We start from the raw sequence: 11927 nt of genomic DNA on the forward strand, positions 1-11927 counted from the left end.
CCGTGCCCCTGTGGGAGCAGGCACCTTCGCGACAGCCCGCCCAGGCGGCGCCGGTCGGGCAGCGGCAGCCGCCTGGCCAACTCATGACAGCAGGGCAATCCACACCGATCCACGCCCACCCGCTGCCACCAAGGCGCCAACTACAGGCACCGGAGAACACCGGACCTTCGGCGCTTCCTGCCGCTCGTCACGGTCGGACGGACGCGGCCTTGCGGTCGGGGATCCCGGGGCGAGCGGGTGCGGGCGGTCGCGGCGGAGTTCAGTACAGCGGTGGCAGGTGCCAGCCCCGCCAGCCGGGCGGATAGACCCCCCGGCCGACTAGTTCGTCGCGCGAGGCGGGGCACCCGCCCGAGAACAAGGCGAGGTAATCGTCGATCGATCGGCGCAGCTCGCCGAGGTCTGCGGTGCGGCCCGCGTAGCGCTCCCAGGGCCCGCCGGCAGTGAGGAACTCCTGTGCGTGCCGGGTGCCGAGACGGCCGTCGAGATGGACAAGCGCGGCAAGGGCCAGGTGCGGTCCGTGCTCGTCACCCCGGGGCAGTCCGATGCGCAGGTACCGCACCAGTGTCCGGGCGTCCTGGTCCTCGCCGAGGCAGGCCGCCGCCAGCGCGAGGTTTGACGGGTCGTCCGGGTAGTCCTCCACTGCCATCTCTGCCAAGCGGGTGCGCAGGTCCGCGCGTCGGCCTGCGGCGACGAGCCACAAACCCACCGCACGTTCACGCCACCCCAGGCGGAGCAGGGTCTCCAGCTCTCGCACGGTGGCGCGGCGGGCGTCCCGCCGCAGTCTGCGCTGGAAGAGCCGCAGGCGCGGCAATGGCAGGGCCAGGGCCGCCCCGGTGAACACGTACCAGTACCGCCCGTGCGCCTTCACGTACCGGCGCGTCACCCGCAGTTCCAGCGCTATGTCCGGCTGTCGCGTGAGAGTCTCCACCACGATGCCGTACAGGGCGTCCCACCTGCGCCAAAGAAGGTGAACGGGATGGAGTGGAAGCATCGCCCTCCTCGCTGAGGACACCCGTCGGTTGCCAGACCAGGCAAACTAGCGCGATAGGCACCCCCTCCGGCAGGCATGGCGAAGCGTCGGTAGACGGTCTGCCAGGGATCGCATCGCGACGGCAGATCGCGCCACGGCGCCCCGCTTCGCAGGCGCCACAGCACTCCGTTGACCACTTGCCCTGCGGGGCGAGGCGGTGGACGGTCAGGTTATGACCGCCCACCGCGCTGCAGTCGCTGGTGGCCCGTGTTCGGGGCCTGACTACGAAGCTTTCCGGTTACGAGAGCGAGCCAGCCCCATGCCGATTCCTACGGCGACCAGGACGGGGAGTGGGCCCAGCCACGCCTTCGCGGGGGAGGTTCCGCCGATGGTGAGCGCTACGGCGACCACGAGGTAAATGATGACGAAGGCGCCTATCAGGTTGGTCCAGGGGCGCCCGCGGGTAGCGTCCTCAGCGTTCTCCAGCGCTCTTCCTAGCTTCGTCACGCGGACTCCTCTCCGGTCGTGGGTCGGACTTTCGTGGGCGGCATGGTTGGGTTGGTCAGGACAGCCAATGCTCGATACCGGTGCTCGTGTCGTATCCGGCTGCGAAGCATCCCAGGGTTGAGACGAATCCCGATTCGGGGCCGGTGGCGGCCTCGCAGATCGCTCCGACGATGAATCCGGCGGTCAGGCTCGCCGTGCCGCGAGCGGCGCCTTCGATGTCGCCGGAGATCAGGTCAGTTGTGATGGAGTAGGCGTCCTTGGCGTCGGAGATGTGCCCGATGACGCCGTCGAGGTCGCTGAGACTGAACGTGCCTTTGGGGTCGGTGTAGTTGATCGGATCGCCGGCGGTGTAGGCGTAGGGGTTGGCTTCCTTGCCGCTGGGGTCGGGCTGCGTGAATCGGCCCAGGGTCGGGTCGTAGGAGCGGGCGCCCAGGTTGTAGAGGCCGGAGGGGTCGAGGTAGGCGCCGGTGTAGCGGTTGGGCTGGTTGAGGGTGCCGGTGGTGGTGCGTGGGGCGCCGTAGGGGGTGTAGGTGTAGGCGGCGACCTGGTGGCCGGCGTTGTCGACGACTGCGGTGACCGAGCCTTGCGCGTCGGTGAGGTAGTAGTCGGTGCCGGCGGCCGTGGTCATACCGGTGAGGGTGCCCCCGGGCTCGCGGATGAAGCGCGTGGTGCCGGCGCCGCTGCCGCCCGTGGTGGTGGCCGTGGTGAGGCCGAGCGCCGTGTGGGAGAAGGCGGTGGTGCTGCTCGGGCCGGCCAGAGTGGTGCGTTCGCTAGAGCCGGTGCCCGAGTAGGTGGCGGTGTAGGTGGAGCCTGCGACGGTGAGCGCCGAGTTCTGGTTCAGGTCGGTCCAGGTCTCGCCGGAGCGTGGTGTGGCGGCGGGGGTGTCGGTGCCTGTTTCGTTGCCGTCGGCGTCGTAGCCCCAGTTGTTGGGGCTGGCGATGCCCGCGCCGGACAGTTCGTTGGCGGCGTTGGCGGTGTACTGGAAGACGCGGGTGCCGGAGCAGTTGCTGCTCGAGGTGACTCCGCTACTGACGGCGTTCTGCAGGTTGCCGCCGGCGTCGTAGCAGTACAGCCAGCCAGCCGTCGTGGTTCCGCCGGAGTTGGTCTCCACCGCACGCGTCAGGCGGCCCTGGGTGTCGTAGGCGTAGGCGATGGCGGCGCCGGCGTTGTCGGTGCGCTTACTCACCTTCGCGCCGTCCTTGCCTGACGGACCGCTGGTGTAGGCGTAGGTGTACTTCGACAGTGTGGTGGAGCCGTTGGCGCCTGTGACGGTGCTGGGGCGGCCGTCGTTGTCCCAGGTGGTGGCGAGCGTGGTGTTACCGGGGTAAGTGGTCCTGGTGCGGTGGTCGTCGTTGTCGTACAGGTAGGTGGTCTGCGCGCCACCGGGCTCGGTCAGCGACTTCAGGCGGTTGGCCTCGTCGTACCGGTAGACCACGGTTCCCGCGGGGTCAGTGAACGTGGCGGTGTTGCCGCCCGCGTCGTAGCCGAGCGAGGACTGTTCACCGGAGGGCAGCTGCCGCCAGTTCTCCCGGCCAAGCGCGTCGTAGGTGTACTTCGTGGTGCCGGAGGCGTCGGTCTGCTGCAGGAGATTGCCGTCGCCGTCGTACGTCAGGACGGTGGTGGTGTGCGCGGTGGCGACCTTGGTGACGCGGTCGCGGTCGTCGTACGTGTAGGTGGTGGTGATGTTGCGGCCGTCGGTCGCGGTGTGGATCCGGTCGCGGCTGTCGTAGGTGTATGTGGTCTTGCCCAATGGTGCGGGCGGGGTCATCGTGACCAGGTCGCCGGTGTTGTAGGCGAAGTGCGTGGTGTTGCCGTTGGGATCGGTGGCGGTGCAGCGCTGTCCGGTGAAGCCGCCGCAGTCGGTGCTGCCGCCCTGGTAGGTGTAGGTCCAGTTCGCTCCGGTGCCGCCGGAGGTGGTGTCCTTGACCTGGAGCAGGTTGCCGGCGCTGTCGTAGCTGTAGGCGGTGGTCGAGCCCTGCGGGTCGGTCAGCGAACCGGGCAGCTGGGCGCCGCCGTGCGAGGCGTAGCCGGCCAGCGTGGCCGTGGCGCCCATCGGCATGGCCGCGGACGTGAGGTTGTTGTTGGTCCAGCCGTAGGTGGTGGTGTTGCCAGCGGTGCTGCCGGTGCCCATCGCGTCGACCGCGGTGGTCTCGTTGTGGTTGGCGTCGTAGCTGTGGGAACGGGTGTGGCCCAGGGCGTCGGTGACCTTGGTGACCGCGCCGTCGTCATCGGTGACGTAGCTCGTGGCGTGCTGCAGCGGGTCGGTGATCGTGGTCGGATACGGGTCGGCGTCACCGTAGTTGATCAACGTGGTCTGGCCTGCGCCGGTGACGTTGTCGGTGACGCGGGTGAATGAGGTGATGGAGTTGCCGTCGTCGTAGGTGAAAGTCGTCTCGCGGCCCTCGGGCGTGGTGACCTTGATGACCCGCCCGTCGCTGTCGTAGTCGTAGACGGTTCGCTTGCCCGCGGTGTCGGTGAAGGTGCACTGCGTGGCGGTGGCGCAGGAGTCGATAGCGGTGCGGCCGGTGCCGTCGGTGAGGGTGAATCCTGCAGGTCCGGGCTGGGCGTCGATGTAGTGACCGGTGCGTTGGTCGGTGAGGCGGTAGCCGATGTTGTACGTGTAGTTGCCCGGGGTCGTGGTGGTGTAGTAACTGACTCTGGTGGTGTTGCCGTTTCGATCTGTGCTTGAGATCAGATCGCCCTGGTTGACGGTGTCGGCGTTGGGCTTGTAGGTGTCCTTCAGGCCCGTGTCGGTGTGGGCGACGGTGTAGGTCCCGTCGCTGTTCTTGGTCAGCGTCTCCCGGTAGCCCGGTGAGTCGAGGCTGTAGCTTCCGTCGGTGTTTCGGGCGAACTGCACCGGCTCGCCGTGGTCCTCATACACGCTGATGTCGCCGTCCTGCGTGTGATTCCCGTTGGCGTCCTGCCAGAAGTACAGGTGACGGTCCCAGTTGCCCCATGGCGAGCTGTTCCACGACGGCGTGGTGTTGGTGTACTCGAGGCTGCGTCCAGCCACGGGCAGGTCCATCCACGTGGCATCGAGGAGCAGGTCGCCGTCATACAGATCGATCTTGGCGACCAGGGCGTCATCCAAGCGGATGGTGGAAAACCCGTGCCAGGGCACTTCACCGAAGCTCTCCGCGTCCACCGTGGTGTTCAGGGTTTTTGCCACACCTTGTGTATGGGGACCGAACGGCCGCACCGGTTCGGTCGGCGGAGCTGCCGCGGTGCGTCGCGGCAGGCCGGACCGCACGACGGCGGCCGACCGCGGCTGGGCCGACGCCTGCGAACGCGGAGCGCTGGTCAGTCCAACCGGCTCCTGCGACGGCTTCACGCTTTCCGGTGCGGCCGAGGCGGGTATGGCAGTGGCACTCAGGCCTGCGGCGACCACTGCGAGCACGGCGGTGGTGGTGGTCAGCGCGTGTCGTAGACGGCGGTAGGCGTGCGAGGGCATGCCTGTGCCAGGAGTGTTGCTCATCTTCCCCCCTAGGAAGTGCTCGGCCGCCACAGCGGCGACCACAAGCGGCCACAAACTCCCACCGGAGCACAGTGCGCCGCGACGACGTTTCCCCGTAATTGATCGTCTACGGCGCCCAGAACCAGCCAGAGTGCCGCCCTCCGCTTCGCCTCTCCGTCACGCCAAAGCGACATCCCCACCCCACGAAATGTCGCATCACTCCAGCTCAGTCCCGGGGCAACACTGCGACGTGATCTCCACCCCGGAATCCGAGCCTCCACTCACCGATGATCGAGAGGAGCTTGGCTTGGGAGATCGTTGATGCCGGCCTGGTCGCGCGGGCCGGTCGCGGGCCGGGACGTAGCTTTCCGCGGTGAGCGGGCAGAGGAGCATGAAGGGGCGTCTTCGGAGGATGACGCCATGAGCTTCGACCTTGCGGTACTTGCAATGGATGCTTCGGCTGATGCCGCGGCAGCGCGTGCAATGTTCGAACGGTGCAACTCCCTGCATCATGAGAGCAATGCTCAGGACTTGTGGATCGGTTTCGGGAGGGCACGCGGAGGGCGTACCTTCCCGATGATCCTTAAGGTCTCCGAGTAGGCCCGCGTTGCAGCGCGGGTCGGGAAGGCACGCCCGTGCTCAGCGTAGTCACCGACGACGGCTCCTCCCAGTCCGGCTCCTTGATCGACGAGATCGTGCGGGAAGGCGCCCGCCGGATGCTGGCCGCCGCGCTGGAAGCGGAAGTCAACCAGTACATAGCCGAGTTGTCGGCCGAGACCGACGAGTACGGCCGACGTCTCGTGGTCCGCAACGGCCACCACAGGGCGAGGATCGTGGTTACCGCCGCTGGCCCGGTCGAGGTCAAGGCCCCGCGGATCAACGACCGCCGCGTTGACGATGAGACCGGCGAGCGCAAGCGGTTCTCCTCGAAGATCCTTCCGCCGTGGTGCCGTAAGTCCCCGAAGATCTCCGAGGTGCTGCCGCTGCTCTACCTGCACGGCTTGTCTTCCGGTGACTTCGTCCCGGCGCTGGAGCAGTTCCTCGGCGGCACGGCCGGCCTATCGCCCACGACCGTCACCCGGCTGACGAAGCAGTGGAGCGATGACCACGCCGCCTTCCAAGACCGGGACCTGTCCGACCGCGACTTCGTCTAGGTCTGGGCGGACGGCGTGCACCCCCAAGGTCCGCCTCGGCCAGGCCCACTCGTGCGTCCTGGTCCTGCTCGGGGTCCGGCTGGACGGCACGAAGGAACTGATCGCCCTGGCCGAGGGCTTGCGCGAGTCCACCGAGTCGTGGGCCGACCTGCTGCGCGACTGCCGCCGCCGCGGCATGCGCGACCCCGAGCTGGTCATCGGCGACGGTGCCATGGGCCTGTGGCGCCGAAGCCGGTCGCACCAAGCGGATCCGCAACACCGCGAAGGCCACCCTCAACCACCGCAGGCAGAGCTGAAGAATCAGCTCACCCACAACTCTTGACTATTGCTCGCATCATGACGAGGGTGAGCTGGATGAGCGGATAGTCGGGTTCTATGAGCGTCTGCGCTCTGAGTTCCCCGACTGCCCGCCCCGTCCGACGGACTCGCCCTGGATGTCGACGCCGTTGGCGGTCGGCATCGACCACGTGATCATGAACCTGAGCTTCTCCTCCAAGAGTGACGACGCAATCAAGATGATCGAGGAGCTGGCCGGGGAGTACCGATTGGTCCTGTGGGATCCGCAGTCCCAGGACGCCTACTTGCCGAGCGTCTGAGCCTCGCAGCAGGATGACTGGGCTAAGAAGTCGTCTCATTTGGGGGTTCGGTAGTCTGCGGCCGTGGGGATCGTGGAGCGCTTGGTGCCGGATGAGCTGTGGGAGTTGTTCCAGCGGGTAGTGCCGCCTGCGCCGTCGCGGCCGCAGGGTGGCGGTCGGCGTCGTTACGGCGATCGTGAGGTGCTGGCGGCCATCGTGTTCGTCGCCACCTCCGGCTGTACATGGCGGCAGTTGCCGCCTTCCTTCGGGCCTTCGGGGCCCACGGCTCACCGCCGGTTCACCGAGTGGAGCAAGGGCCGGGTGTGGGCGAAGCTCCACCGCCTGGTCCTGGACGAACTCGGCGCGCGCGGTGGGCTGGACTGGAGTCGCTGCGCGATCGACTCGGTGAACATGAGGGCCATGAAAAGGGGGACCTGACAGGTCCGAATCCTGTGGATCGGGGCAAGTACGGCTCGAAGATCTACTTGATCACCGAGCGGTCTGGCCTGCCCATATCCGTCGGGATCTCGGGGGCGAACCTCCACGACAGTCAAGCCCTGATCCCACTGGTCTGCGGCATCCCGCCGATCCGCTCCCGCCGCGGTCCGCGTCGCCAGCGTCCCGCCAAACTCTACGCGGACAAGGGCTACGACTACAACCACCTGCGCCGATGGCTCGCCTTACGCGGCATCACCCACCGCATCGCCCGCAAAGGCATCGAGTCCTCTCAACGACTCGGCCGTCACCGCTGGACCGTCGAACGCACCATGGCCTGGCTCGCCGGCTGCCGCCGCCTGCACCGCCGATACGAACGCAAAGCCGAGCACTTCCTCGCCTTCACCAGCATCGCCTGCACCCTCATCTGCTACCGCAGACTCACCAAATGAGACGACTTCTAACTTCCCTTCTCCGAAGGGTTCTTGGGCCGCTTGTTGGGGCGGTAACTGGGGCCGTTCATGATGACCTGATGGCTGGTGTTGATCAGCCGGTCCAGGAGCGATTCGGCGACGACGGGGTTGGGGAACAGGGGGATACCAGTCGCTCGGCGCCCGGTTGCTGGTGATGATCAGGGAGCGTCCTTGCCGCTCGCTGACCAGCTCGTAGAGGTCGTCGGCCTGAGCGGCGGTCATCTGGCGCATGGCGAAGTCGTCGAGGATCAGGACGTCGGGGCGGATCAGCTCGCGCATGCGTTTGTCCCAGGTGCGGTCCGCATGTCCGCCGGCGAGCTCGGCCACGATCCGGCTGGTCTTCGCGAAGCGGACGTTCGCGCCCTGGCGGACGGCGAGATGCCCGAGCGCCGGGGCGATATGGGTCTTGCCGACACCCACCGGCCCGAACAAAATTACGGACTCCCCGGCGTGGAGCCAGCGCAGGGCCGCCAGGTCCCGGATCTGCGCGGCGGGGAGCTTCGAGGAGGCGGCGATGTCGAACTCCTCCAAGGTCACCTGCTGCTCGAACTTCGCCCGATGCAGACGGCGTTGGAAGGCGACGGTCTCACGGCGGGTGATCTCGTCCTGACACAGGACCTGGAGGAAGTCCAGGTGGCCGAGCTCTCCGCCCTGGGCCTGGGCCAGGCGGGCGTCGAGGGTCTCCAGCATCCCGGACAGTCGGAGCACCTTCAGCGACTCGCGCAGGGCAGTGTTCCATCACGCTCATCGCACGGTCTCCTCGGCGTCGTCGTGGCCCTGGTCCTCGCGGAGCGCGCCCAGTGTCTGGGTGGGGATGTCGGCGGGGAACAGACCCTCGGGGCCGTGGAGGAAGGCCGCCGCGCCGGCGTCGCCGGTCTCCGGCTCGGGGTCGGTCTCGGTGCCTGCGATCAGGATGCCCTTGATCGTGTGGTAGGACGGGTCGCCGACAGTCAGGGCCTTCGCGCAGGCGGCCTCCAGGCGGGTGTCGCTGTACTCCCGCAGCCCGAGGACTCCCTGGGCGGCGCGGAGCCGGTAGAGCGCGTTGATCTCCAGCAGCTGGTCGACCACCTCCCGGCAGCGGTCCCCGACCTCCGATGCTTGGGTCCGGCACCAGAGAGGGGTCTTCATCTGGAACGCGATCTTCTCCGGCGGGTAGTCCGCCTTGTCGGTGCGTTTTCCCTGTTCCAGGGCGGCGTGGGTCTTGACGAGCTGGCCCTCGTGGAAGACCTGGACCATGGTCGCGGTGGAGCGGACGTCGACGGGGCGGCCGATCAGCTTCCAGGGCACCGAGTAGAGGGTGCGGCCGATCTTGACGTGGATGTCGGGGCCGACGGTGGCGGTGGACCAGCGGGCGAGCACGAAGGGCTTGTCCGGCAGCGGCAGCAAGGCCGGGGCCTCGACCGCGTCGAAGACCGTCAGCGGGGCGGCCCCGCCCAGCGGCCTGCACTGCCGACCGCCGGCGATCTCCCTGACCCAGACCAGGGCCTCGGCCTGCATGTGTTCGAGGGAGGTGAACTGGCGGCCGCTCCAGAACGAGTCGCGAACGTAGGGCATCGGCGCTCGACCCGCGGCTTGTCCTTGGGGTGCACGGCCCTGGCCGGGTCGACCAGAGCCCCGTAGTAGAAGGCGAGTTCGGCATAAGCCTTGTTGATCTTCGGGTCGTAGAGGTCGGGCCTGTCGACCCCGGTCTTGAGGTTGTCCGGCACCAGTCGGCGCGGGACGCCTCCGAAGAAACGGAACGCCTCGGCGTGCGATTCGGTCCAGGCATGCTGGTCCATATGGATCACCGGGCGCACGAACATGTGCCGCGAGCAGGGCAGCACCATCACGAAAGCCCAGATCCGGTGGCGTTTGCCAGGGGCCTTGACCCCGGATTCTGGACACGGGTTATGCGGCTGGTGTCAGCGTAGTTGATGCTGTTCTGGTCGCTGTTTCGTAGGCCATCGGGCTGCGCTGTCCGAGGCGGGAGTGGCGGCGTCGGGTGTTGTAACGGTGGAGCCAGCCGAACGCCTCAAGGCGTGTCGAGTCGGGGACTGCGGTGCCCGCTCCGCCGGTGAGGGTTGTCGCGGTCTTGCGCTCCGCGGCGTCATAGGTGTTGGTGGTTGTCCGGGTGATCCCGTTGGCGGTCTCGGTGATCTTGGATGGGTTGCCGTACCGGTCGTACTCGGTGGTCGTGGTGGGCCGTTGGTCCGGGTTCGATGCGCCGCCGGTGATGGCGCCGGCGGGCGCGGTGGAGCACAGGAGCCCGGCCCATTCCGGCCGGCCGTTGCACGCGCCGGTACCGGTTGCCGCGTAGTAGGTCGTGACGGTCGCTGCCGCGTCGCTGCCGGTGGACTTCGGTTGCGTCACCTCGACCGGTCGGCCCTGGTCGTCGTAGGCGGTGGTCTTGGTGGTGTTCAGGCCGCCCGGATCGTCCGTGGTCGAGACGGGGAGGGCTTTCTCCCAGTCGTAGGCGGTTGTTGTGGTGCGGGTGTCGCGCTTCCTCGCCGCCCCCCCCGGGCGCCGGTCAGAAACCGGTCATCGTGATCTTGCCGATGGCCTTGCCCGACTCCAGGACGCGGTGTGCCTCGCGCAGGTGCTCGGCGTTGACCTTCCCCAGGTCGGTGGCGGCCGTGGTGGCGAGGATCCCGGCGTCGACCAGCCGGGCGACCTGATCGAGGATGCGCCCCTGCTCGGCCAGGTCGGCGGTGCGGTGCAGGGACCGGGTGAACATGAACTCCCAGTGGAAGGCGATGCTCTTGGACTTCAGCAGGCCGATCTCGAGCTGGCCGAAGTCGTCGATGGCCACGATGTGCCCGAAGGGTTTGACGAGTTCGGCGTAGGCGGCCAGGTTGTGGTCGGTGGCGATGGTGCCGAAGACGAAGTCCAGTCCGTCGGGGGCGATGTGGTGCACCTGCGGGACGAGCGCCTCGCGGTGGTCGACGGTGTGCACGGCTCCGAAGCGCCGTGCGAACTCCGCGGTCTCGGGACGGGACGCGGTGCCGATCACCGTCAGGCTGGTCAGGGCGCGGGCCAGCTGGCAGACCATCGCACCGACACCGCCGGCGGCGGCGGTGACCAGCAGGGTGCCGGTCTGTTTGGGGGCGGCGGCGTGCAGTCCGAGGTGCTCGAAGAGGCCTTCCCATGCGGTCAGGGAGGTGAGTGGCAGCGCCGCGGCGCCGGCGAAGGACAGCGAGGCGGGCTTGTGGCCGACGATCCGCTCGTCCACCGCGTGGAAGAGTGAATTGGCACCCGGCCGGTCGAGGGCGCCTGCGTAGAAGACGTCGTCGCCCACCTGGAACGACTCGACCTCCTCACCGACGGCGACAACGGTGCCGGCCGCGTCCCAGCCCAGGACCTTGGGCTCGCCGCCCGGGTCGGTGCTCTGCCGGATCTTGTAGTCGACCGGGTTGACCGCGACCGCCTCGACCCGCACGAGCAGGTCGCGCGGCCCCGGCCGCGGTACCGGCAGGGTCGTGTCCACGAGACTGTCCGCGTCGTCCACCGGCAGGCTCGTGCGGTAGGCGACGGCGGGCATGGCCTGCGGGAGCCGGGTCATGACTGTTCCTCCTGAGGGCGGCGCGGGTGCGTCCTGCGCCACCAACGTACTTCCGAGGAGGTAGTAACCCGCAAGGGACACTACTATCCCTGGGGAAGTGTTTGGGTGGGAGCGGTGAAGCCAGGAAGGGCGGGCCCATGGTGACGCTCTGCGAGTCCCAGCGGCACGACCATCACGACGTGTACGCCGCCCAATGTCCGTGCCGGGACGTGCTCGACCTCCTGGCCAACAAGTGGTCGGCGCTGGCGATCGGAGCCATGGAGGAGGGGCCACAGCGTTTCGGCGCCCTGCAGAAACGGCTGGAGGGGGTGAGCCCCAAGGTGCTCACCGCGACACTGCGCCGCCTTCAGCAGCGGGGCTTCGTGGAGCGGACCGTCTACCCCGCGGTACCGCTGCACGTCGAGTACGAACTGACGGACCTCGGCCGCAGCGTGGCGGGCCCCTTGGCGCAACTGCGCGGCTGGGTGGAGGACCACATCGACGAGATCGGCTGACGGCACCCAGCAGTCGCGGGCGTCCGCCGGAGCTCGGCGCGGCGTTGGCGGTGCGGTGCAGTCAGGAGTCGCCGTGCCGCCCTCGCGTTCGTCGCCGCGGCGGCTCGGTCTACTCGGCGCGGAGGTCGATGACGATCTTGCCCTGCACGTGCCGGCCGGCCTGGAGTTCGACCGCACGGCGGATCTGCTCGATCGGGAACCTCGCTGCGATCGGCACCCGCAGTCGGCCTTCGGCGACCAGGCGGGCGATCTCCTCCAGGGCTCCGGGGACCGCGTTCGCGCCGTTGGCCGCGGCCACGCCCTCGACCTGCGCGGCGATGGTGCAGA

Annotated in this window: 9 protein-coding genes and 4 pseudogenes; 4 read left to right on the plus strand and 9 right to left on the minus strand. The window is 68.3% G+C overall.

Annotated features, from left to right (window positions below):
- Positions 1-259: 259 nt before the first annotated feature.
- The 3 genes and pseudogenes from K7862_RS28760 to K7862_RS28770 form a co-directional block, all read right to left on the minus strand.
- Positions 260-928, minus strand: coding sequence for a DUF6000 family protein (locus tag K7862_RS28760; protein ID WP_222967577.1), 669 nt, complete (start codon positions 926-928; stop codon positions 260-262).
- A 143-nt stretch (positions 929-1071) separates the two neighbouring features.
- Positions 1072-1188, minus strand: a pseudogene (locus K7862_RS28765) (transposase); the annotation flags it as partial.
- 344 nt (positions 1189-1532) lie between these two features.
- Positions 1533-4646 carry an RHS repeat-associated core domain-containing protein gene (locus tag K7862_RS28770; protein WP_222967578.1) on the minus strand — a complete coding sequence of 1038 codons (3114 nt, stop codon included), beginning with the start codon at positions 4644-4646 and terminating at the stop codon, positions 1533-1535.
- Between the two features lie 920 nt (positions 4647-5566).
- Between K7862_RS28770 and K7862_RS28775 the strand changes: the two are divergent.
- The 3 genes and pseudogenes from K7862_RS28775 to K7862_RS28785 all read left to right on the plus strand — a co-directional run.
- Positions 5567-6350, plus strand: a pseudogene (locus K7862_RS28775) (IS256 family transposase); the annotation flags it as partial.
- 169 nt (positions 6351-6519) lie between these two features.
- The gene (locus tag K7862_RS28780; protein WP_222967579.1) at positions 6520-6681 is read left to right on the plus strand and encodes a hypothetical protein; all 162 of its coding nucleotides are present in this window, start codon (positions 6520-6522) and stop codon (positions 6679-6681) included.
- Positions 6682-6753: 72 nt separating this feature from the next.
- Positions 6754-7547, plus strand: a protein-coding gene (locus K7862_RS28785; protein ID WP_443611935.1) for an IS5 family transposase whose coding sequence is annotated in 2 segments (ribosomal slippage) — positions 6754-7083 and positions 7086-7547 — 792 coding nt in all. Because the reading frame shifts where the segments join, the coding sequence is not laid out codon by codon here.
- A gap of 207 nt (positions 7548-7754) precedes the next feature.
- Here K7862_RS28785 and K7862_RS28790 read toward each other — a convergent pair.
- From K7862_RS28790 to K7862_RS28805, 5 genes and pseudogenes are all read right to left on the minus strand, one after another.
- Positions 7755-8258, minus strand: a pseudogene (locus K7862_RS28790) (ATP-binding protein); the annotation flags it as partial.
- A 54-nt stretch (positions 8259-8312) separates the two neighbouring features.
- Positions 8313-9122, minus strand: a complete 810-nt coding sequence (locus tag K7862_RS28795) for a Mu transposase domain-containing protein (RefSeq protein ID WP_262413983.1) — start codon at positions 9120-9122, stop codon at positions 8313-8315.
- An 86-nt stretch (positions 9123-9208) separates the two neighbouring features.
- Positions 9209-9394: pseudogene (locus tag K7862_RS37900) on the minus strand (IS21 family transposase); the annotation flags it as partial.
- Between the two features lie 61 nt (positions 9395-9455).
- Positions 9456-9917 (minus strand): hypothetical protein, encoded by a 462-nt coding sequence (locus K7862_RS28800; RefSeq protein ID WP_222967581.1) that lies wholly within the window; start codon positions 9915-9917, stop codon positions 9456-9458.
- A gap of 157 nt (positions 9918-10074) precedes the next feature.
- Positions 10075-11106: a zinc-binding alcohol dehydrogenase family protein gene (locus tag K7862_RS28805; RefSeq protein ID WP_222967583.1), complete on the minus strand. Its 1032-nt coding sequence runs from the start codon at positions 11104-11106 to the stop codon at positions 10075-10077.
- 137 nt (positions 11107-11243) lie between these two features.
- On the opposite strand from K7862_RS28805, the gene K7862_RS28810 reads away from it, so the two are divergent.
- On the plus strand, positions 11244-11600 hold the full coding sequence (locus K7862_RS28810; RefSeq protein WP_222967585.1) for a winged helix-turn-helix transcriptional regulator: 357 nt from the start codon (positions 11244-11246) through the stop codon (positions 11598-11600).
- A 109-nt stretch (positions 11601-11709) separates the two neighbouring features.
- Here the strand turns inward: K7862_RS28810 and K7862_RS28815 are convergent.
- Positions 11710-11927 (minus strand): zinc-binding dehydrogenase (locus K7862_RS28815; protein ID WP_222967587.1); only part of this gene is annotated, 218 nt, incomplete at its 5' end.

The sequence above is a fragment of the Actinacidiphila acidipaludis genome, assembly GCF_019890725.1.
GTDB lineage: Bacteria > Actinomycetota > Actinomycetes > Streptomycetales > Streptomycetaceae > Actinacidiphila > Actinacidiphila acidipaludis.

What these genes read in the sequence shown, in the direction of transcription:
- K7862_RS28780 (WP_222967579.1), top strand. Translation starts at nt 6,520, where the DNA reads ATGTCGACGCCGTTGGCGGTCGGCATCGACCACGTGATCATGAACCTG.
- K7862_RS28795 (WP_262413983.1), bottom strand. Translation starts at nt 9,122, where the DNA reads ATGCCCTACGTTCGCGACTCGTTCTGGAGCGGCCGCCAGTTCACCTCC.
- K7862_RS28805 (WP_222967583.1), bottom strand. Translation starts at nt 11,106, where the DNA reads ATGACCCGGCTCCCGCAGGCCATGCCCGCCGTCGCCTACCGCACGAGC.
- K7862_RS28810 (WP_222967585.1), top strand. Translation starts at nt 11,244, where the DNA reads ATGGTGACGCTCTGCGAGTCCCAGCGGCACGACCATCACGACGTGTAC.